Origin of the sequence: Ruegeria sp. HKCCD6428, from assembly GCF_013110595.1 — a bacterium.
Classification (GTDB): Bacteria; Pseudomonadota; Alphaproteobacteria; order Rhodobacterales; family Rhodobacteraceae; genus Ruegeria.
The window spans coordinates 1-17,954 of record NZ_WVQX01000003.1 but is presented as its reverse complement, the minus strand read 5'-3'; the positions used below and the strand labels follow the sequence as shown (position 1 = coordinate 17,954).

General features: G+C 55.0%; 30 protein-coding genes. 21 read left to right on the top strand and 9 right to left on the bottom strand.

The window, feature by feature from the left end; translation table 11 throughout:
* The first annotated feature begins 130 nt into the window (after positions 1–130).
* The 6 genes from GS620_RS08785 to rplP all read left to right on the top strand — a co-directional run bounded on the left by GS620_RS08785 (position 131) and on the right by rplP (position 4,082).
* Positions 131–1,060: a hypothetical protein gene (locus tag GS620_RS08785; RefSeq protein WP_171119028.1), complete on the top strand. Its 930-nt coding sequence runs from the start codon at positions 131–133 to the stop codon at positions 1,058–1,060.
* 380 nt (positions 1,061–1,440) lie between these two features.
* On the top strand, positions 1,441–2,283 hold the full coding sequence (gene rplB, locus GS620_RS08780) for a 50S ribosomal protein L2 (RefSeq protein WP_008757664.1): 843 nt from the start codon (positions 1,441–1,443) through the stop codon (positions 2,281–2,283).
* A 3-nt stretch (positions 2,284–2,286) separates the two neighbouring features.
* Positions 2,287–2,565, top strand: coding sequence for a 30S ribosomal protein S19 (gene rpsS / locus GS620_RS08775; protein ID WP_068348022.1), 279 nt, complete (start codon positions 2,287–2,289; stop codon positions 2,563–2,565).
* A gap of 3 nt (positions 2,566–2,568) precedes the next feature.
* Positions 2,569–2,949, top strand: coding sequence for a 50S ribosomal protein L22 (gene rplV, locus GS620_RS08770; RefSeq protein ID WP_039538267.1), 381 nt, complete (start codon positions 2,569–2,571; stop codon positions 2,947–2,949).
* A complete protein-coding gene (rpsC, locus tag GS620_RS08765) occupies positions 2,949–3,656 on the top strand; it encodes a 30S ribosomal protein S3 (protein WP_152459155.1) in 708 nt (235 codons plus the stop codon). The genes rplV and rpsC overlap by 1 nt, the downstream gene beginning before the upstream one ends.
* 12 nt (positions 3,657–3,668) lie before the next feature.
* A complete protein-coding gene (gene rplP / locus GS620_RS08760; RefSeq protein WP_117872242.1) occupies positions 3,669–4,082 on the top strand; it encodes a 50S ribosomal protein L16 in 414 nt (137 codons plus the stop codon).
* A 63-nt stretch (positions 4,083–4,145) separates the two neighbouring features.
* On the opposite strand, the gene GS620_RS08755 is transcribed toward rplP, so the two are convergent.
* Positions 4,146–4,781, bottom strand: a complete 636-nt coding sequence (locus GS620_RS08755) for a hypothetical protein (protein WP_171615343.1) — start codon at positions 4,779–4,781, stop codon at positions 4,146–4,148.
* 122 nt (positions 4,782–4,903) lie between these two features.
* On the opposite strand from GS620_RS08755, the gene GS620_RS08750 reads away from it, so the two are divergent.
* Positions 4,904–5,524, top strand: coding sequence for a 2OG-Fe(II) oxygenase family protein (locus GS620_RS08750; RefSeq protein WP_171615341.1), 621 nt, complete (start codon positions 4,904–4,906; stop codon positions 5,522–5,524).
* Positions 5,525–5,601: 77 nt separating this feature from the next.
* On the opposite strand, the gene GS620_RS08745 is transcribed toward GS620_RS08750, so the two are convergent.
* Positions 5,602–6,045 (bottom strand): GFA family protein, encoded by a 444-nt coding sequence (locus tag GS620_RS08745; RefSeq protein ID WP_152459157.1) that lies wholly within the window; start codon positions 6,043–6,045, stop codon positions 5,602–5,604.
* A 341-nt stretch (positions 6,046–6,386) separates the two neighbouring features.
* On the opposite strand from GS620_RS08745, the gene rpmC reads away from it, so the two are divergent.
* The 13 genes from rpmC to GS620_RS08680 all read left to right on the top strand — a co-directional run bounded on the left by rpmC (position 6,387) and on the right by GS620_RS08680 (position 11,698).
* Complete coding sequence (gene rpmC, locus GS620_RS08740; protein ID WP_093965352.1) at positions 6,387–6,593, top strand: 50S ribosomal protein L29; 207 nt, start codon at positions 6,387–6,389, stop codon at positions 6,591–6,593.
* A 4-nt stretch (positions 6,594–6,597) separates the two neighbouring features.
* Positions 6,598–6,828: a 30S ribosomal protein S17 gene (gene rpsQ / locus GS620_RS08735; protein ID WP_152459158.1), complete on the top strand. Its 231-nt coding sequence runs from the start codon at positions 6,598–6,600 to the stop codon at positions 6,826–6,828.
* A gap of 75 nt (positions 6,829–6,903) precedes the next feature.
* Positions 6,904–7,272, top strand: coding sequence for a 50S ribosomal protein L14 (gene rplN, locus GS620_RS08730; RefSeq protein WP_039523372.1), 369 nt, complete (start codon positions 6,904–6,906; stop codon positions 7,270–7,272).
* 2 nt (positions 7,273–7,274) lie between these two features.
* On the top strand, positions 7,275–7,586 hold the full coding sequence (gene rplX / locus GS620_RS08725) for a 50S ribosomal protein L24 (protein ID WP_152459159.1): 312 nt from the start codon (positions 7,275–7,277) through the stop codon (positions 7,584–7,586).
* A complete protein-coding gene (gene rplE / locus GS620_RS08720; protein ID WP_171615339.1) occupies positions 7,579–8,139 on the top strand; it encodes a 50S ribosomal protein L5 in 561 nt (186 codons plus the stop codon). The genes rplX and rplE overlap by 8 nt, the downstream gene beginning before the upstream one ends.
* A gap of 19 nt (positions 8,140–8,158) precedes the next feature.
* Entirely contained in the window at positions 8,159–8,464 is a 306-nt protein-coding gene (gene rpsN, locus GS620_RS08715) for a 30S ribosomal protein S14 (RefSeq protein ID WP_010437098.1), read from the top strand.
* A 13-nt stretch (positions 8,465–8,477) separates the two neighbouring features.
* Positions 8,478–8,870: a 30S ribosomal protein S8 gene (gene rpsH / locus GS620_RS08710; protein WP_068340741.1), complete on the top strand. Its 393-nt coding sequence runs from the start codon at positions 8,478–8,480 to the stop codon at positions 8,868–8,870.
* Between the two features lie 13 nt (positions 8,871–8,883).
* On the top strand, positions 8,884–9,417 hold the full coding sequence (rplF, locus tag GS620_RS08705; protein ID WP_170347645.1) for a 50S ribosomal protein L6: 534 nt from the start codon (positions 8,884–8,886) through the stop codon (positions 9,415–9,417).
* Between the two features lie 11 nt (positions 9,418–9,428).
* Positions 9,429–9,788: a 50S ribosomal protein L18 gene (gene rplR, locus GS620_RS08700; RefSeq protein WP_152459162.1), complete on the top strand. Its 360-nt coding sequence runs from the start codon at positions 9,429–9,431 to the stop codon at positions 9,786–9,788.
* A gap of 116 nt (positions 9,789–9,904) precedes the next feature.
* Positions 9,905–10,474 (top strand): 30S ribosomal protein S5, encoded by a 570-nt coding sequence (rpsE, locus tag GS620_RS08695; RefSeq protein ID WP_170498070.1) that lies wholly within the window; start codon positions 9,905–9,907, stop codon positions 10,472–10,474.
* Positions 10,475–10,486: 12 nt separating this feature from the next.
* Positions 10,487–10,675, top strand: a complete 189-nt coding sequence (rpmD, locus tag GS620_RS08690; RefSeq protein ID WP_008757946.1) for a 50S ribosomal protein L30 — start codon at positions 10,487–10,489, stop codon at positions 10,673–10,675.
* A 117-nt stretch (positions 10,676–10,792) separates the two neighbouring features.
* The gene (locus tag GS620_RS08685) at positions 10,793–11,176 is read left to right on the top strand and encodes a hypothetical protein (RefSeq protein ID WP_152459163.1); all 384 of its coding nucleotides are present in this window, start codon (positions 10,793–10,795) and stop codon (positions 11,174–11,176) included.
* Positions 11,177–11,536: 360 nt separating this feature from the next.
* On the top strand, positions 11,537–11,698 hold the full coding sequence (locus GS620_RS08680; protein ID WP_224859333.1) for a DUF1127 domain-containing protein: 162 nt from the start codon (positions 11,537–11,539) through the stop codon (positions 11,696–11,698).
* Positions 11,699–11,913: 215 nt separating this feature from the next.
* On the opposite strand, the gene GS620_RS08675 is transcribed toward GS620_RS08680, so the two are convergent.
* Together GS620_RS08675 and GS620_RS08670 are read right to left on the bottom strand one after the other, a co-directional pair.
* Entirely contained in the window at positions 11,914–12,546 is a 633-nt protein-coding gene (locus tag GS620_RS08675; protein WP_171615337.1) for a hypothetical protein, read from the bottom strand.
* Positions 12,547–12,632: 86 nt separating this feature from the next.
* Entirely contained in the window at positions 12,633–13,214 is a 582-nt protein-coding gene (locus GS620_RS08670) for a YceI family protein (protein WP_171615335.1), read from the bottom strand.
* A 101-nt stretch (positions 13,215–13,315) separates the two neighbouring features.
* Between GS620_RS08670 and GS620_RS08665 the strand changes: the two genes are divergently transcribed.
* Positions 13,316–13,753, top strand: coding sequence for a MarR family winged helix-turn-helix transcriptional regulator (locus GS620_RS08665; protein WP_371809789.1), 438 nt, complete (start codon positions 13,316–13,318; stop codon positions 13,751–13,753).
* Positions 13,754–13,845: 92 nt separating this feature from the next.
* Here the strand turns inward: GS620_RS08665 and GS620_RS08660 are convergent, their stop codons facing one another.
* From GS620_RS08660 to GS620_RS08640, 5 genes are all read right to left on the bottom strand, one after another.
* The gene (locus tag GS620_RS08660; RefSeq protein ID WP_068348029.1) at positions 13,846–14,142 is read right to left on the bottom strand and encodes a 50S ribosomal protein L23; all 297 of its coding nucleotides are present in this window, start codon (positions 14,140–14,142) and stop codon (positions 13,846–13,848) included.
* Positions 14,139–14,756 (bottom strand): 50S ribosomal protein L4, encoded by a 618-nt coding sequence (rplD, locus tag GS620_RS08655; RefSeq protein WP_155148664.1) that lies wholly within the window; start codon positions 14,754–14,756, stop codon positions 14,139–14,141. The genes GS620_RS08660 and rplD overlap by 4 nt, the downstream gene beginning before the upstream one ends.
* Positions 14,753–15,478, bottom strand: a complete 726-nt coding sequence (gene rplC / locus GS620_RS08650; RefSeq protein ID WP_171615331.1) for a 50S ribosomal protein L3 — start codon at positions 15,476–15,478, stop codon at positions 14,753–14,755. Before rplC ends, rplD begins: the two co-directional genes overlap by 4 nt.
* 15 nt (positions 15,479–15,493) lie before the next feature.
* Positions 15,494–15,808 (bottom strand): 30S ribosomal protein S10, encoded by a 315-nt coding sequence (gene rpsJ, locus GS620_RS08645; RefSeq protein ID WP_008756422.1) that lies wholly within the window; start codon positions 15,806–15,808, stop codon positions 15,494–15,496.
* 176 nt (positions 15,809–15,984) lie between these two features.
* Positions 15,985–17,826, bottom strand: coding sequence for an amidohydrolase (locus GS620_RS08640; RefSeq protein ID WP_171364033.1), 1,842 nt, complete (start codon positions 17,824–17,826; stop codon positions 15,985–15,987).
* Positions 17,827–17,954: the final 128 nt, after the last annotated feature.

Below are 17,954 nucleotides of genomic sequence, written 5' to 3'. Positions count from 1 at the left end.
CCCCAGAGCAATAAATTGATGACCAGAACAGGCCGCTCTTGGAATACCAAGCGGCCTGTTTTCTTACCGTTATTCTCAAAGCCAGGCAAATTTGATACTCTAATTGCAATTCCTTTGTTTGAGTATTGTTATGGCAGAACCCATCACCGCACTTGCTGCACCCCTGATGCCATTTCTGGACTATCTGCGGCCAAACAAATCACCCTATGTGCTGGTATCTGTCGCAATTCTGACGTGCTTGCTGTTACCTCAGAACACCCTGTTTGAGAGCCCATTTGGATGGATGTACCATATTCCAATTTACTGCGTGATTGCCTGTACGGTCGTGCTGTCCTTTTTGTACCGCCCACCCGAGGTTGTACGGCACAACGCCAAAGCATCCGGGCACTTGGTCACGACGACAAACCTGACCGAGGTGTCCGATGACAGCATGGTCGACATGGATCATCAGCTAAAGTTCTCTCGGTCGTTCTGTCTAATATGCGGACTCGTTTCTCTCTACATTTTGTTCAAATCCGAAAGCAGACCATTTTTCGAAATATTCACCGTGCTTTATTTTGTTATCGTTTTTCATATTGCGGTGTTCATGGGTTATCTTCTGTTTCGATCCCTGCGAGAAGAAAGCATAAACAAATTTGCGGTTTTTCAGATTGGTTTCATTACAGGAATAAGCCTACTCGGAACCGCACTGTCTTACGACCAAATCAACAAGAATGATTATTCCATTCTGTCGAATTGTACTCAAAACTCGCTGCTCATTCTGGACAACAACGAAAATATCGCAAGGTTCGAGGAAGAAAGGGGAATATTTCTGGACGGAATGCCTATTCCACCGGAAGACCAAGGCTTTCCCCCAGCCGAGACGGCATATACCAAATGCGATACACCGGAAACGGTCGTTTTTTCCGGTTACTTGTATGAGATTGACCCCAAGGACATCACCAAAAGAATCGATTGGAAAGCAACAAACACCATTATCTTCGCGATAGCCTGGCTTGCATTTATGTTGTTTTGGGTTCTTCGTTTGAAGAAATTCATTCGCGTGGTGTTCGTAGATTAAAAGGCGAAGAGGGATAACCTTCCAACCGATCTCTCGCAACGCTCAGGGCTGAAAACCTTTGGGTGAACGCAACGGGGCGGCCTTCTTCGCCGACTGAAACCATCGCAAGATACCTGACAAAATCGACAAATGCAGATACAAGCGGCAAAACCACGTCAAGATTACGTGCGGTTTTCACGGCCACAGAATTAGTTTGACACTCTCTCTTGTCACCCGGCCCCAACACTGTTAGATGCACCCAATCTTGCGGCCTCGGATTCGTTCCGGGGCCTTAGATATTTTGAACCGGGGACCTTCGGGGCCCTATACCCTTGGCACCTACGGGGGCCTCTCACATAGCGGGGAACCCCCTCGCACTTGCTAAACGGAAGACAGAAAGCATGGCACTCAAGTCGTACAAGCCGACGACGCCGGGCCAGCGCGGGCTGGTGCTGATCGACCGTTCGGAGCTTTGGAAAGGACGTCCGGTCAAGTCTCTCACTGAGGGTTTGACCAAATCGGGCGGCCGGAACAACACCGGACGGATCACTTCACGCCGCCGCGGCGGTGGCGCAAAGCGTCTCTACCGGATCGTTGACTTCAAACGGAACAAATTTGATGTCGCGGCAACCGTCGAGCGGATCGAATATGACCCGAACCGGACCGCATTCATCGCACTGGTAAAATACGAAGACGGCGAGCAGGCCTATATCCTGGCTCCGCAGCGTCTGGCTGTTGGTGACAAAGTCGTGGCATCTGCCAAGGCCGACATCAAGCCGGGCAACGCAATGCCGTTCTCGGGCATGCCAATCGGTACCATCGTCCACAACATCGAGATGAAGCCTGGAAAAGGCGGTCAGATCGCACGTGCGGCTGGTACTTACGCTCAGTTCGTTGGTCGCGATGGCGGCTACGCTCAGATCCGTCTGAGCTCGGGCGAGCTGCGCATGGTCCGTCAGGAATGCATGGCCACCGTTGGTGCCGTGTCCAACCCCGACAACTCGAACCAGAACCTCGGTAAAGCCGGTCGTATGCGCCACAAAGGCGTTCGTCCGTCGGTTCGTGGTGTTGCAATGAACCCGATCGATCACCCGCACGGTGGTGGTGAAGGTCGTACCTCGGGTGGCCGTACACCGGTTACACCGTGGGGTAAGGACACCAAGGGTAAGCGTACCCGCAACAAGAACAAAGCGTCCCAGAAGCTGATCATCCGCTCGCGGCACGCCAAGAAGAAGGGACGTTAATCTATGTCTCGCTCTGTTTGGAAGGGTCCTTTCGTCGATGCTTATGTGCTGAAAAAAGCCGAAGCAGCGCGCGAGTCGGGCCGCAACGAAGTCATCAAGATCTGGTCGCGTCGTTCCACCATTCTGCCCCAATTCGTGGGTCTGACCTTTGGTGTGTACAATGGCCAGAAGCATATCCCGGTAAACGTCACGGAAGACATGATTGGTCAGAAGTTCGGTGAATACTCGCCAACTCGTACCTACTATGGTCACGCCGCAGACAAAAAAGCGAAGCGGAAGTAAGTCATGGGCAAGGAAAAGAACCCCCGCCGCGTGGCTGAAAACGAAGCAATGGCGAAAACTCGCATGCTTCGCACCAGCCCGCAGAAACTGAACCTGGTTGCGCAAATGATCCGCGGCAAGAAAGTCGAGAAGGCTCTGACCGACCTGACTTTCTCGAACAAGCGTGTCGCGCAGGACGTCAAAAAGTGCCTGCAGTCCGCAATCGCGAATGCCGAAAACAACCACAACCTGGACGTTGACGAACTGATCGTCGCCGAAGCTTGGGTTGGCAAGAACCTGGTCATGAAGCGCGGTCGTCCGCGTGCCCGTGGCCGTTTCGGCAAGATCATGAAGCCGTTCTCGGAGATCACCATCAAGGTGCGTCAAGTTGAGGAGCAAGCCTAATGGGACATAAAGTCAATCCGATCGGCATGCGCCTTCAGGTCAACCGCACCTGGGACAGCCGCTGGTACGCTGACACCAAGGATTATGGTGATCTTCTGCTGGAAGACATCAAGATCCGTGAGTTCATTCAGAAAGAGTGCAAGCAGGCCGGTGTTGCACGTGTGATCATCGAACGTCCGCACAAGAAGTGCCGCGTAACGATCCACACCGCACGTCCGGGTGTCATCATCGGCAAGAAAGGTGCAGACATCGAAGTTCTGCGCAAAAAGCTTGCTGGAATGACCGACAGCGAACTGCACCTGAACATCGTCGAAGTGCGCAAGCCCGAGCTTGACGCGCAGCTGGTTGCCGAGTCGATCGCTCAGCAGCTGGAACGTCGTGTTTCGTTCCGTCGCGCAATGAAGCGCTCGGTTCAGAACGCCATGCGCATGGGCGCCCTGGGTATCCGGGTGAACGTCGCTGGCCGTCTGGGCGGCGCCGAAATCGCACGGACCGAATGGTATCGCGAAGGCCGCGTGCCTCTGCATACCCTGCGTGCCGACATCGATTACGCACATGCCGAAGCGATGACCCCCTACGGGATTATCGGGATCAAGGTCTGGATCTTCAAAGGTGAGATCATGGAGCACGATCCGCAGGCACGTGACCGTAAAGCACAGGAACTCCAGGATGGTCCGGCACCTCGCGGTGCAGGCGGCCGTCGCTAAGGAGGATTTGAGATGCTTCAACCAAAGCGTACGAAATTCCGCAAGATGCACAAAGGCCGGATCAAGGGCGAAGCCAAGGGCGGCTCTGATCTGAACTTTGGCACCTACGGTCTGAAAGCCTTGCAGCCCGAGCGCGTCACCGCGCGTCAGATCGAAGCTGCACGTCGTGCCATGACCCGTCACATGAAACGTCAGGGTCGTGTCTGGATCCGTATCTTCCCCGACACTCCGGTCACTGCAAAGCCGATCGAAGTTCGTATGGGTAAAGGTAAGGGTTCGGTGGACCGCTGGGTTTGCAAGGTCAAGCCCGGCCGCGTGATGTTCGAGATCGACGGCGTCAATGACGACATCGCCCGCGAGGCCCTGCGCCTGGCCGCGATGAAGCTGCCGATCAAGACCCGCGTCGTGGTTCGCGAAGACTGGTGAGCGATCCGGGGTTTCCCCGTTCGTGACAAAATTGACCCCCGTCGGGAAACCGGCGGGGGTTTATTATTCAGATTGCCTTAGCTCGCCGCAAACGAGTTTCTCGGTTCTTTCCGACATGAGGCAAGCCATGTTTCCGACAATCGAAGCCTCAAATAGCTCACCACAGTGTTCTTTTTCCTTGTGGATGATACAGCCGTGTGTCTTTTTCGTTAACGCGTCAACCATCAGTTGTTTAAGAGACGAATTTGCTATTCCAATCTGGTTTTCTAGCTGAATTTCTCCGAAGCCGAACATATCTACCGGCGTTAAGCCCGTCTCAGCCCAAGTTTTTTTGTCTTCATCAGGTATCAGTACGCCGGTGCCACGCTCCAAGGCATTTAACGCGAACATCCTAGCAGGCAAAGAGTTCTCGACGTCTTCTTGGTAATCGCCTGCAAGGATCGTAAGGCTTAGTTTGGCAAGTTCCAGATCGATTTCGCGATTTTCCTTAGCATATTTCAATTCAAGCTCCCGCAGCGTCGAATTGTATGAGTATGTCGAAGCCTGATAACTCGCCCATGCAGCTAGTGCCGCAGTAATTGCACCTCCGACAACGTACTGCATCAATCCACTGGCTCGTTGTTTGTTCGCCGCATCTTGGTTGGCGAGCGCAGTCTTGTAGTTCAACTCAGCTATTTTCGCTTCTATCTCATTGGTCATAACTAGTTTCCCCAAAATATTGGAGATAATCCGCCTGTTTTGAGAACGGGTCAATTCCGATTGTAAAGTCGGAAACAGCGCAGTCTCTCGCAATTTGTTTGTTACTAAGTTATGCCCACCGCATGGCACAGATTGAATCACTTTTCGTAACCCGTCTTTATCGCGCAGCTTTGTCCGAGTTCGGTCCGAGGATCGATGCGGAAGAGTTGGAAAACTCCTGCCTTGTCATCGCCGAGGATGACGAGGCCGGGCAGGAGTGGTGTGAGGAAAACGGCTATCCCGGCTACACCAGCTATGCCTCGCTGACCGATCTGCCCTGGCGTTTCCCGATCTTCGCCGATCTGGTCACTGCACTGGACCAGCATGTCGCAGCCTTTGCCAAGGATCTGGAGTTTGATCTGGGAGAGGGCGAGCTGAAGCTGGAAGACCTGTGGATCAACATTCTGCCCGAGGGCGGGATGCACTCCAGCCACCTGCACCCGCACAGCGTGATCTCGGGCACGACCTATGTGGCAATGCCCGAAGGGGCCAGTGCGTTGAAATTGGAAGACCCCCGCTCAGGCCGCATGATGGCTGCGCCCACGCGCCTGAAGGGTGGGCGGCGCGATTTGCAGCCGTTTATCTATATGAAGCCTAAGGTCGGGGATGTCCTGCTGTGGGAAAGCTGGTTGCGCCACGAGGTGCCAATGAACATGGCTGAAGAAGAGCGGATTTCGGTGAGCTTTAACTATCGGTGGGACTGAACGCTCCCACCGAATAACGGCATCTTGAATGCAGGCGAACACCGTTAGCACTCCGCCCAGAATGAACGAAAGCCCTGTCAGGCGGCAGGTGAAGGCCAAGAAAATTCTGGACGGAACGCTTCATATACCGGTCGTCCGTCATCAGGCTTGGGGTACCCTTTGCTGTCATCGTAAAACGCGTGGTAAGTCGCTGCAGGAAACTTGCTGTCATCATACCCCATCACGTTGGGTACAGCCACGCGTATGCGTTTTTGCTTATCATCCAGCATCAGCGCGGCCCCGCACTCAGAACAGGTGCAAAGCTCTAAAGGGCCATCGGGATTGTTGGCGTTGAATGGTTGACGGTTCATCTTATCTTCGGGGTCTGCTGACAGGTCTGTGTAGTTAAAGAACGCAACATGGGTTGTGTGCTGTCCGGTCACGGACTTACAGACATCACAGTGGCATTCATGGTTGTCTATCGGTTCTGCCGTCGCGACTATCTTGACGTGTTCACATCCTCCTGAATATGGGCTGGTCATTTTCTTACCTCCTCTGTGAACTTCAAACCTTTGTGGGCCTGTTCTATTGGGCGCCGAACGCGGCCCGTTGGCAATACAGACCTTGGCCTGAGTTTGGATGAGGAATACTTCGCGGAAGTTTCGTGATTGGTAACCCGTTCGGCGACCGAGAGCATCCAATTCCCTCGCCTTAAAGAAGACGTCAAACTTTCCCTTGCCCCCCACTCCCTAAACCCTTATACGGCGTCATCCTGCGTGTCCCCCGGCTGAGTCGGGGGATTCGCATGTCTATCATTCATCCACCAGGTCCAAGGTGACCCGTGTACGGGGCCTTCTGGTGTTTTGAGCAAAGGAAAAAGGCGATGAACGCCCAAGAACTGCGTGAAAAGACCCCGGACCAGCTCCGCGAGGAACTGGCCAACCTGAAGAAAGAAAGCTTTAACCTGCGCTTTCAACAGGCAACCGGTCAGCTGGAAAACACAGCCGGCATCAAAGCGGCCCGCCGCAATGCTGCCCGCGTCAAAACCATTCTGAACGAAAAGGCCGCTGCTGCGGCATCGGAGGAGTAATCCCATGCCCAAGCGTATCCTGTCCGGAGTAGTAACCAGCGACGCCAACGAGCAGACCGTGACTGTTTCGGTTGAACGCCGTTTCAAGCACCCGCTGCTGCACAAGACCGTTCGTAAGTCCAAGAAATACCGGGCTCATGACGAAAAGAACGCCTTCAAGGTCGGCGACACTGTACGCATCATCGAATGCGCGCCGAAATCGAAGACGAAACGTTGGGAGGTTCTGGAGGCGTAAGCCCCCAGAATTTTCCATTTGTCGAAACCCTGGGGGAATTAACAAGACCAGCCCCCACAGGTCGGGAGAAACCACATGATCCAGATGCAGACCAATCTGGATGTCGCTGACAACTCCGGCGCTCGCCGAGTTCAGTGCATCAAGGTCCTGGGTGGTTCCAAGCGTAAATACGCCTCCGTCGGCGACATCATTGTCGTCTCGGTGAAGGAAGCCATCCCACGCGGCCGCGTAAAGAAAGGGGACGTCCGCAAGGCCGTCGTCGTACGCACCGCCAAGGAAGTCCGTCGTGAAGACGGCACCGCGATCCGCTTCGATCGCAACGCCGCCGTCATCCTGAACAACAACAACGAGCCGATCGGTACCCGTATCTTTGGCCCCGTTGTTCGCGAACTGCGCGGCAAGAACTTCATGAAAATCATCTCGCTGGCTCCGGAGGTGCTGTAATCATGGCTGCTAAACTCCGCAAAGGCGACAAGGTCGTCGTGCTGGCCGGCAAGGACAAGGGCAAAGAGGGCACCATTTCCTCGGTTGACCCCAAAGCCGGCAAAGCTGTTGTCGATGGCATCAACATAGCCATCCGTCACACCCGCCAGTCGCAGAACTCGCAAGGTGGTCGTCTGCCTCAGGCAAACCCGATCGACCTGTCGAACCTGGCACTGCTGGACAAGAACGGCAAAGCGACCCGCGTCGGCTTCCGCATGGAAGGTGACAAGAAGGTCCGCTTCGCCAAGACCACAGGGGACGTGATCGATGCTTGATAACGCAACCTACACCCCGCGTCTGAAAACTCAGTACGTTGAAACCATCCGTGCCGCTCTGAAAGAAGAGTTCGGTTACAAGAACGACATGCAGCTGCCCAAGCTGGAAAAGATCGTTCTGAACATCGGTTGTGGTGCCGAGGCTGTCAAAGACTCGAAGAAAGCGAAAGCTGCTGTCGAGGATCTGACTGCGATTGCCGGTCAAAAGGCCGTTGCAACCAAGGCGAAGAAGTCGATCGCGGGCTTCCGCGTCCGTGAAGACATGCCGCTGGGCGCGAAAGTGACCCTGCGCGGTGACCGGATGTACGAATTCCTGGATCGTCTGATCACCATCGCGCTGCCGCGCGTTCGTGACTTCCGCGGTGTAAAGCCTGCTTTCGATGGTCAGGGCAACTTTGCCATGGGCATGAAAGAGCACATCGTGTTCCCGGAAATCGATTTCGACAAGGTCGACGAAGTCTGGGGCATGGATATCGTAATTGCCACCACAGCGAAAACCGACGCTGAAGCAAAGGCACTGTTGAAAGCTTTCAACATGCCGTTCAACGCATAAGCGCCGGGAGGATTGAGACATGGCTAAAAAAGCAATGATCGAACGCGAAAAGAAGCGCGAACGCCTGGTGGCCAAATATGCCGCGAAGCGTGCCGAGCTGAAAGAAATCGCGAATGACGAGAGCAAGCCGATGGAAGAGCGCTTCAAGGCGCGTCTGAAACTGGCGAAACTGCCGCGCAACAGCTCGGCTACCCGTCTGCACAACCGTTGTCAGCTGACCGGTCGTCCCCACGCTTACTACCGTAAGCTGAAGGTCAGCCGTATCGCGCTGCGCGAGCTGGGTTCTGCTGGTCAGATCCCCGGCATGGTGAAATCGAGCTGGTAAGGGAGACATAGATATGAATGATCCTATCGGCGATATGCTCACCCGTATCCGCAACGCGCAAATGCGCGGCAAGTCCACCGTTTCCACCCCGGCTTCCAAGCTGCGCGGTTGGGTTCTGGACGTGCTGGCGGACGAAGGCTACATCCGTGGCTATGAAAAGACGACCGGTGAAAACGGTCATCCGGCCATCGAAATCAGCCTGAAATACTACGAAGGCACCCCTGTTATTCGTGAACTGAAGCGGGTCTCGAAGCCCGGCCGTCGCGTATACATGGGCGTCAATGACATCCCACAGGTCCGTCAGGGTCTGGGTGTGTCGATTGTCAGCACTCCGAAAGGTGTGATGTCGGACGCAAACGCTCGCTCCAACAATGTTGGCGGCGAAGTGCTCTGCACCGTCTTCTAGAGGGAGGTCTGCAATGTCTCGTATTGGTAAAAAGCCGGTCGAGCTGCCCAGCGGCGTTTCCGCCACTGTGTCGGGTCAGACCATCGAAGTGAAAGGTCCGAAAGGCACCCGCAGCTTTACCGCCACCGACGACGTAACGCTGTCGGTTGAAGACAACGTGGTCAAGATCGACCCCCGCGGCATGTCCAAACGTGCTCGCCAGCAGTGGGGCATGAGCCGCACCATGGTTGCCAACCTGGTAACCGGTGTGACGACCGGCTTCAAAAAAGAGCTGGAGATCCAGGGTGTTGGTTACCGGGCTCAGATGCAGGGCAACACCCTGAAGCTGAACCTGGGCTACAGCCACGATGTTGATTTCACTGCTCCGGAAGGTGTCACCATCACCGCGCCGAAGCAGACCGAGATCGTTGTGGAAGGTATCGACCAGCAGCTGGTGGGCGAAACCGCGGCCAAAATCCGCGAATGGCGCCGCCCCGAGCCTTACAAAGGCAAAGGCATCCGCTACAAGGGCGAGTTCATCTTCCGCAAGGAAGGCAAGAAGAAGTAAGGACGAACACAATGGCAAACAGCAAAAGAACCCTGTTTCTGAAGCGCCGCCTGCGCGTTCGGAACAAACTTCGCAAGGTCAACGCGGGTCGTCCGCGTCTGTCCGTACACCGTTCGAACAAGAACATCTCTGTTCAGTTGATCGACGACGTACGTGGCGTGACCTTGGCCTCGGCCTCGACCCTGGAAAAGGATCTGGGCGTTGTTGGCAAAAACAACATCGATGCGGCGACCAAAGTCGGCGCGGCCATTGCAGAGCGTGCCAAGAAGGCAGGCGTCGAAGAGGCCTATTTCGATCGTGGTGGCTTCCTGTTCCACGGCAAGGTGAAGGCTCTGGCCGACGCTGCGCGTGAAGGTGGTCTGAAGATCTAAGACCTGCGGGCGGGTTTCGATCCGCCCCGATGATCCGGGGGCCTCGGCACTAGTCGGGGCTCACTTGGATTGAACAAACGGCGCCGAGAGCGCCTCTAGAGAAAAGGGATGCCAAGATGGCAGAACGTGAAAACCGTCGGGGCCGTGGCCGCGACCGTGACGAAGCACCGGAATTTGCAGATCGCCTGGTTGCGATCAACCGTGTGTCGAAAACCGTAAAAGGTGGTAAGCGCTTTGGCTTCGCCGCTCTGGTGGTTGTCGGCGATCAGAAAGGCCGCGTCGGCTTTGGTAAAGGTAAAGCGAAAGAAGTACCTGAAGCCATCCGTAAGGCGACCGAACAAGCCAAGCGTCAGATGATCCGCGTGCAACTACGCGAAGGTCGTACCCTGCACCACGATATCGAAGGCCGTCACGGCGCTGGTAAAGTGGTTATGCGTACCGCACCTGAAGGTACTGGTATCATCGCCGGTGGTCCGATGCGTGCCGTGTTCGAAATGCTGGGCGTAAAGGACGTTGTGTCCAAGTCGCTGGGCTCGCAGAACCCGTACAACATGATCCGTGCCACCATCAACGGCCTGCAGAAAGAGCAAAGCCCGCGTTCGGTTGCACAGCGTCGTGGCAAAAAGGTTGCCGACATCCTGCCCAAGCGGGAAGAAGCACCAGCTGCTGCTGAAGCAGAAGCATAAGGAGAGCGACCCATGGCAAAAACCATCGTCGTCAAGCAAATCGGTTCCCCGATCCGTCGCCCCGCTGAACAGCGCGCTACCTTGATCGGTCTGGGCCTGAACAAGATGCACAAAACCCGTGAACTGGAAGACACTCCTTCGGTCCGCGGCATGGTCAACAAGATCCCGCATCTGGTTGAGATCATCGAAGAACGCGGCTAATCGCTAAATCTTCGCAGAGTTCGAAACGCCCCTGATATTTTTCAGGGGCGTTTTTTCTTGCGTTTAACTGCGTCTGACGTATCGTTTTGATCCATTTTGATTAAAGAGTGAGAAAAGATGAAACTGTTCCTATCCGCGCTTTGCGCGACGGCCATTGGTGTCTCAGCGCACGCAGCCTGCCCTAACAAGGCTCCAAAACTTTCGAAAAGCTATTTCTCAGACGGCGACCAGAAAGTGAATGCAGCCTGGCTCCAAAACAACCTTGCGGGACGCAAAGTCGTTTACACTGGCAAAGACACAGAAACATATTTTTCCGACGGAACCTATTCCTACAAAAGGGATGGCCAAACATGGAAAGCAAACTCATACAAATTCTATGACAACGGGATGCGTTGCATTGGATACCAAAACCCCCGGTTTGATCTTTACGTCGTGAACAACGGCAAACTGATTCTGGTTAATGAACAAAAAGAGCGATACGAGGGGAAGATTAGGAAATAGTCGGTTTTTAGGGCATTTCGTACAGCTTTATCGCAAGGCGTTAGCACTGCCACACGGCCTGCGTTCAATAGGAGAAGCGCCCTTACGGCAGTTTCTGAGTGCTTCTGACGCAAGTAAATAATATTCTGAATGTCTTGCGCGATCCGTATTGCGTTGGGATCAACCTTTGTCATACCGAAAACGCATAGCGGCTAGACCGAAACCTGTATTGTTAGCGATAACTATTAACCCTATCTCAGCCTTGTCCAAACAAGGAACACAAAAGGTAACGTCAGGGAATTCGCCCTGATTTGAGAAAGGAACACAGAAATGACAACCGCAACACTGACAAATACCGGCTTCAACTTCGGCACCCGGATCATGGACATGATCGAACGGATCAAAACCGCACGCAAACGGGCCGCTGAATATCAGCGCACATACCGCGAACTGCAAAGCCTGACCAACCGCGAACTGGATGACATCGGCATCCGCCGCTGCGACATCGCAGATATTGCGCACAAACATGTTTACTGCTCTTAATCGCGGATAATCCGCAGCAAGACACAAAGGCGCCGAATGGCGCCTTTTTTTGTATCACGCGTTGGCTCACAGCACGACCAGTAGACGCGTAACAGCAGGATAGGCCCACTGAAGATCACAATGCCGCTGTACGGAGCTAAAATCCGGCTCTACGGCGCTTTCCAACCGTGGGCTCCCGCAACATACGTTTCCCTGACCCCTGGCCTTCTGACGCCCTACCCCAAAGACCGCCTGCGGCAGAGTGGTTCAGACTCCACTGCAATCCGCTGTTTGAGCTTGATATGGCTGAGAACTTCTCGAAACGCACGGTGCTTGGGTTTGCCTTCCAGATAATCCGCCAGCTTTAGCAGATTGATTGGGTGCTTTTTAACAAGCGCTTCGATCCGCTGCACGGCGTCGTCCAGCACATAGTGATCGATGAACTGGCAAGCCACCTGCGTCGGGGTCAGCAGGCAATAATCCTGAGCGCGCTTGTCTGTGTAGCGCGTAATGTCAAAGGGCGACGCGCCGAGGGCGTGGAACTTTGGAATATGTACACGCATGTCGGCTTTCACGTGCTCCAGTACCGTGCCGGAAATCTGTCGAAACCCCAGCGGACCAAGCTTGGTGACAACATGCTTACGCATCGCCGGAGAGATCATGTCCACATCCGCCCGATCGTATTTCAGATCATCGAATACCGACAAGAGCCCCAGCTTTTCATCGGCTATCTGGAAATACGGCTCACCGTTAAACGCGCGCATCTTCGCCAGCACCTGCTCACGTTCAGCCGTTGGATCAGAGACGAAAGCGACCTCGTCGGTTTGAACCGCCGAGGTCGCGAAACCACCTAGCAAGCGTCGTAGCAATGTGTGCTGCTTATTTCCATGCTGCGGTGTGTTCTTTGAGTCAGCCATAGCATTCAATATAGCGCCAGCGGGCTGACTTACCATTCTTACCCGTCAGCCTTCATCTCGGTGTCGATGAGGATGGTGATCGGCCCGGTTGAGAATGGTCCGACGCCAAACTCCGTGTGGTCAATCTCAGCTTCGGCCGAGAACGCCACCCAGTCGCCTTGATAGTATTCAATGGCACCGCCCAGCGGATGCGGGCCTTGGTGAGTCAGCGTGGCGTTCAGGGTCACGGGTTTGGTTACTCCATGAATGGTCAGGTCGCCGGTCACATCCGCCGTGGTGTCGCCCGTCCGTTCAATTCCCGTACTGGCGAAAGTGATTTCCGGATAGGTTTCGACCTCGAGAAAATCCGCCGACTTAAGGTGATCGTCCAAAGGCCCAAACCCCGAGGACAGGCTGTTTGTGTCGATCGTCACGTTCAGTGTCGATGCCTCTACATCATCCGCGTTCAGATCCAGCACACCTTCGACTTTGGTGAATTCGCCATGCTGGGTGGACACCCCTGCATGGCTCCAGCTGAACCGGACTTCTGTATGCCCCTGGTCAGTCTTGTAGGTCTGCGCATAGACAGGTGCCACGGCAACGGTCAGGGCGACGGCAGCGATCATAGAGTTAAAGCTCATGGCTGAGTTCCTTTCATCCGGTAGGGGCTGGATATTAGATGAATTTTCATCTAATTGAACGCGCAACAAACCGCAATCGGAATCAAGGAGAACACGAAGTTGTGAAGAGTGATCTGCCAACATCGCTGGAAACCGACATCTGGGTTGCAATGAACCGGACGACACGGCTCATCCAGTTTGAAATCAGTGCCGCCCTGAAAGACGCTGGCCTGCCGCCTTTGAAATGGTACGATATCCTTTGGTCCCTCGAGCGGCACGGCGGCCAACTACGCCCCTACGAGCTGGCGCAGGACACCATATTCGAGCAATCGAACCTGTCCCATTTGAGCAGGCGCCTGGTTGCAGAAGGACTGATCACATATGTGCCCTTTGACGGTGACCGGCGGGGTAAAGTCCTGAAGATCACCGACAAGGGGAAAGAGCTGCGAAAACGTATGTGGGAAATCTACGGCCCCTTGCTGCACGAAAAGATGCGCGTGTTTGGCAAGCCGGATGGTTGGCTAGCCTTCATCGAGACCGCGCGCAAGCAAGCTGAATAAGAAGCCGCTAAGGGCGCAGAGCGAACAGTCTGTGCCAAACAAAAAAACCCCCGCTCGCGCGGGGGTTCTGATTTTCTAAACGACGGGTCCGATCAGAGACCGGTGGTCACGTCGATGGTGTTACCCTCTTCCAGGGTCACATAGGCCTTCTTGACGTCTTTCCGCTTGCCCAACTGGCCGCGGAACCGCTTGACCTTGCCTTTGGTCACGGTGGTGTTCACCGCTTTGACCTTCACACCAAACAGTGCCTCAACGGCCTCTTTGATCTGCGGCTTGTTGCTGTCGATCGCCACTTCAAAGACAACCGCGCCGTTTTCGGACGCCATGGTCGACTTTTCGGTGATGATCGGCTTGCGGATCACGTCGTAGTGTTCTGCCTTCGCGCTCATTTCAGTCGAGCCTCCAGTGCTTCGACAGCCGCTTTGGTGAGCACCAGGGTGTCACGCTTGAGGATGTCATAAACGTTTGCACCCATCGACGGCAGGATATCCAGACCTTCGATGTTGCGCGACGCCTTCAGGAAACCTTCGTTCACGGTCGCGCCGTCGATGACCAGAGCGCGTTTCCAGCCCAGGTTTGCAACCTGTTTTGCCAGTGCGGCGGTCTTGCCTTCGGCTTCGGCGTTCTCGATCACAACCAGTTCACCTGCTTTGGCTTTGGCCGACAGAGCGTGGCGCAGGCCAAGCTTGCGGAACTTCTTCGGCAGGTCGTGGCCGTGCGAACGAGGGGTCGGGCCCTTGTAGATACCACCCTTGCGGAAGATCGGCGCGTTACGGTCACCATGGCGTGCGCCACCGGTGCCCTTCTGGCGATAGATCTTCTTGGTCGAGTAGCTGGTTTCCGAGCGGGTCTTGACCTTGTGGGTGCCGGCCTGCGCGTTGTTGCGCTGCCAACGGACCACACGGTGCAGGATGTCCGCACGCGGCTCGAGACCGAACAGATCGGCGTTCAGCTCGATGTCGCCGGCCTTGCCGCCGTCCAGTTTGATTACATCAAGTTTCATGCTTCACCACCTTCCGCGGGAGCTTCTTCCGCAGGTGCATCAGATGCAGCCGATTTCACAGCAGCCGGGAAAGGCAGGCCTTCCGGTGCTTTCTTCTTCACGGCGTCCTTGACGGTGACCCAGCCCGATTTCGGTCCGGGAACGGCACCTTTGATGAAGACCAGACCACGGTCGGCGTCGGTTTTGACGACTTCCAGGTTCTGGGTGGTAACACGGGCAGCACCCATGTGACCGGCCATCTTCTTGCCTTTGAACACCTTGCCCGGGTCCTGACACTGACCGGTCGAACCGTGCGAACGGTGGCTGATCGAAACACCGTGCGAGGCGCGCAGACCACCGAAGTTGTGACGCTTCATCGCACCGGCAAAGCCTTTACCGATCGAGGTACCCGAAACGTCAACTTTCTGACCTTCCAGGAAATGTTCTGCCGAAATCTCGGCACCCACTTCGATCAGGCCATCTTCAGAGACACGGAACTCGGCCAGCTTACGCTTGGGCTCGACCTTGGCAGCGGCATAGTGACCGCGCATGGCTTTCGAGGTGCGTTTTGCCTTGGCAGCACCGGCGCCCAGCTGAACGGCGGTGTAGCCGTCTTTTTCAGCGGTCCGCTGTGCAACGACCTGCAGGTTGTCCAGGTGAAGAACGGTCACAGGGATCTGCTTGCCGTCTTCCATGAACAGGCGGGTCATGCCAACTTTTTTTGCGATAATACCAGAGCGCATTCTCATACCCTCCGATTACGACTGCAACTTGATCTCGACGTCCACACCAGCAGCGAGGTCGAGCTTCATCAGCGCGTCAACGGTCTGGGGGGTCGGATCAACGATGTCGAGAAGACGCTTGTGCGTGCGGATCTCGAACTGGTCGCGGGATTTCTTGTCAACGTGAGGGCCACGGAGAACCGTGAACTTCTCGATCTTGTTCGGCAGCGGGATCGGTCCGCGCACGTTCGCGCCGGTCCGCTTGGCAGTGTTGACGATCTCTTGCGTGCTGGCATCCAGAACGCGATAGTCAAATGCCTTCAGCCGAATACGGATGTTTTGGCTTTGCATATTAACAGCCTTTTATTCAGGCGTTGGAGTTGAGAGGAGGACAGACGCGCATCGCCAACCCTCATCGAACCCAAAAGGCGGGAATCACCCCGCCTTGATGTTCTTATTGAGAACCCGCGCGTACTATAGCGACCTGAGCGTTTTTGCAAGAGGCAAATGCCAGAATGAAAACCCTTCTATTCACCTCCAGAAACGCCATTGGTTAACCATGGACTTTCGACCTTCATTCCTTGGTAAACCGCGTGCAAAAAAAGATGCGCAATAACTGGGTCACTGGAAAATGGAGAAAAACGCACCTTTCCCTCTCTGACACCTTCTTCAGCTTCGTAAACAACCTCATCACCTTTGACGGTTACAAGCACTTTGAGCTCGGCTAGGGTCTCTGGATCGACCGTCGTGGGATCGTCAGACAAGATCACAAAGTCTGCAACTTTGCCAACTTCAATCGACCCCTTCTCGTTTTCCTCAAAATGCTGCCACGCAGGCCAAATTGTCATGGCCTTAAGTGCAGTCATGACGTCCACCCTTTGATGCGGCCCCAATATGTCGCCCGAACGGGTGCGGCGAGTGACCGTCGCGGCAAGAACCCGCATACTGTCGGGAAACGCGACCGGGGCATCGTGGTGTGTGCCGAACATCATGTCCCTTTCTCGCAGCCATCCCGTGGGTGAGATGTTGTCGGCATTGACCGGTCCCACAGTATGATCCCGGTGCCAATCGCCCCAATAGAACGTGTGCATCGGGAAAAGCGACGGGAACACGCCAAGCCGTTTGAAACTGGCAACCTGATCCTCCCTCAGAAATTGGCCGTGTATCAGAACGGGGCGGTTGCCCGGGTCGCCATACTTGATCTGCGCTTCTTCGAGCGCCGCAATCAGCATATCGGATGCTCCTTCGCCGTTGGAATGCACAAGGATCTGGAAGCCGTTCTCATAACACCAGTTCACCGCGTCCTGAAGCTGCTCCATCGTTATGGCGGCATATCCGGCATACCCGGCGGCATAATTTCCAACCGGATTGTAATAGGGTCGATCCCGCAAGGCTGTGAAACCCTGCGGTGAACCGTCGATTGTCAGCTTGCAACCCCCAACCCGGACCCGGTTCTCATAGTCTGCGGATGTGTTTTCTCTGATGAACTCCCGAGCTTCCAAAACGTCTGGAAACGCGACCACGTCGATGGGCAGCCCTTCTTCGGCTGCAACTTTCCTGAGAACCTCGACAATCTCGCCGGACGATCGGCCTTCTTGTCCGGTTGTATATCCAAACTTAGCCCAAAGCTCTGTTCCGGCCTTCGCGAATGCCGCCAAGCCTTTCTCACCCAGATTTCCAAGCATGGGAACAAGAACCGAAAAGAACGCGTATTCTTCCAGAACGCCGTTAGGCTCACCAGCTTCATCGCGCTGAATCACACCGCCCGGAGGTGCTTCTGAGGTGGCGGTGATACCTGCCAACTCCAGAGCTTTTGAATTTGCGACCCCCAAATGCCCGGATTGATGAATGATGATGACCGGCAAGTCTTGGGACACCATATCCAGTTCTTGCCGTGTCGGGTGACGCAGCTCTTTCAGCTGCGCGTTGTCGTAACCAAAGCCAACGATCATTTTCACCTGCTCAACGGCTTCCGCATTCTCAGCGGCCCAGTTGGACAGTGTTGATTGCAGGCTTGCGATATCAACGACATCTCCATCCGGCGGCGCGAGAAGGTTGGCTGACAGTGCCTGCAAACCTCCCATGACAACATGCCCATGGCTGTCCACAAAGCCCGGCAGCATCGCGCGTCCGTTCAGATCGAAGGTTTCCGTTCCATCACCTTGATACGCAGATAGATCAGACAGCGATCCGACGGCCAGAATACGCCCGTCTTTGACTGCAACCGCTTCGGCAGAGGGGCCTTCGTCATTCATTGTGACGATTGGACCGCCAAGAAAAATGCGATCCGCGATTTGTTGGGACGATACCGAGGTTGATGAAAACGCGATTGCTGCGACAAGACAGAGTGAACGTGCCGTTACGTGCATCTTATGACCTCTTTCGAATTGCAATGTTTCAATACGGAAAAGGGTAACATCTCGGTGTGCGTTTCCGAAATTGAAAAAAGGCGCCCCGCGGGGCGCCCTTTCCGTCTGATCATTCGCTTGCGCGAATT

Bases quoted from the DNA above. Each gene is read 5' to 3' on its own strand.
- GS620_RS08785 (WP_171119028.1), top strand. From the start codon at position 131: ATGGCAGAACCCATCACCGCACTTGCTGCACCCCTGATGCCATTTCTG.
- rplB (WP_008757664.1), top strand. From the start codon at position 1,441: ATGGCACTCAAGTCGTACAAGCCGACGACGCCGGGCCAGCGCGGGCTG.
- rpsS (WP_068348022.1), top strand. From the start codon at position 2,287: ATGTCTCGCTCTGTTTGGAAGGGTCCTTTCGTCGATGCTTATGTGCTG.
- rplV (WP_039538267.1), top strand. From the start codon at position 2,569: ATGGGCAAGGAAAAGAACCCCCGCCGCGTGGCTGAAAACGAAGCAATG.
- rpsC (WP_152459155.1), top strand. From the start codon at position 2,949: ATGGGACATAAAGTCAATCCGATCGGCATGCGCCTTCAGGTCAACCGC.
- rplP (WP_117872242.1), top strand. From the start codon at position 3,669: ATGCTTCAACCAAAGCGTACGAAATTCCGCAAGATGCACAAAGGCCGG.
- GS620_RS08755 (WP_171615343.1), bottom strand. From the start codon at position 4,781: ATGACCAATGAGATAGAAGCGAAAATAGCTGAGTTGAACTACAAGACT.
- GS620_RS08750 (WP_171615341.1), top strand. From the start codon at position 4,904: ATGGCACAGATTGAATCACTTTTCGTAACCCGTCTTTATCGCGCAGCT.
- GS620_RS08745 (WP_152459157.1), bottom strand. From the start codon at position 6,045: ATGACCAGCCCATATTCAGGAGGATGTGAACACGTCAAGATAGTCGCG.
- rpmC (WP_093965352.1), top strand. From the start codon at position 6,387: ATGAACGCCCAAGAACTGCGTGAAAAGACCCCGGACCAGCTCCGCGAG.
- rpsQ (WP_152459158.1), top strand. From the start codon at position 6,598: ATGCCCAAGCGTATCCTGTCCGGAGTAGTAACCAGCGACGCCAACGAG.
- rplN (WP_039523372.1), top strand. From the start codon at position 6,904: ATGATCCAGATGCAGACCAATCTGGATGTCGCTGACAACTCCGGCGCT.
- rplX (WP_152459159.1), top strand. From the start codon at position 7,275: ATGGCTGCTAAACTCCGCAAAGGCGACAAGGTCGTCGTGCTGGCCGGC.
- rplE (WP_171615339.1), top strand. From the start codon at position 7,579: ATGCTTGATAACGCAACCTACACCCCGCGTCTGAAAACTCAGTACGTT.
- rpsN (WP_010437098.1), top strand. From the start codon at position 8,159: ATGGCTAAAAAAGCAATGATCGAACGCGAAAAGAAGCGCGAACGCCTG.
- rpsH (WP_068340741.1), top strand. From the start codon at position 8,478: ATGAATGATCCTATCGGCGATATGCTCACCCGTATCCGCAACGCGCAA.
- rplF (WP_170347645.1), top strand. From the start codon at position 8,884: ATGTCTCGTATTGGTAAAAAGCCGGTCGAGCTGCCCAGCGGCGTTTCC.
- rplR (WP_152459162.1), top strand. From the start codon at position 9,429: ATGGCAAACAGCAAAAGAACCCTGTTTCTGAAGCGCCGCCTGCGCGTT.
- rpsE (WP_170498070.1), top strand. From the start codon at position 9,905: ATGGCAGAACGTGAAAACCGTCGGGGCCGTGGCCGCGACCGTGACGAA.
- rpmD (WP_008757946.1), top strand. From the start codon at position 10,487: ATGGCAAAAACCATCGTCGTCAAGCAAATCGGTTCCCCGATCCGTCGC.
- GS620_RS08685 (WP_152459163.1), top strand. From the start codon at position 10,793: ATGAAACTGTTCCTATCCGCGCTTTGCGCGACGGCCATTGGTGTCTCA.
- GS620_RS08680 (WP_224859333.1), top strand. From the start codon at position 11,537: ATGGACATGATCGAACGGATCAAAACCGCACGCAAACGGGCCGCTGAA.
- GS620_RS08670 (WP_171615335.1), bottom strand. From the start codon at position 13,214: ATGAGCTTTAACTCTATGATCGCTGCCGTCGCCCTGACCGTTGCCGTG.
- GS620_RS08660 (WP_068348029.1), bottom strand. From the start codon at position 14,142: ATGAGCGCGAAGGCAGAACACTACGACGTGATCCGCAAGCCGATCATC.
- rplD (WP_155148664.1), bottom strand. From the start codon at position 14,756: ATGAAACTTGATGTAATCAAACTGGACGGCGGCAAGGCCGGCGACATC.
- rplC (WP_171615331.1), bottom strand. From the start codon at position 15,478: ATGCGCTCTGGTATTATCGCAAAAAAAGTTGGCATGACCCGCCTGTTC.
- rpsJ (WP_008756422.1), bottom strand. From the start codon at position 15,808: ATGCAAAGCCAAAACATCCGTATTCGGCTGAAGGCATTTGACTATCGC.
- GS620_RS08640 (WP_171364033.1), bottom strand. From the start codon at position 17,826: ATGCACGTAACGGCACGTTCACTCTGTCTTGTCGCAGCAATCGCGTTT.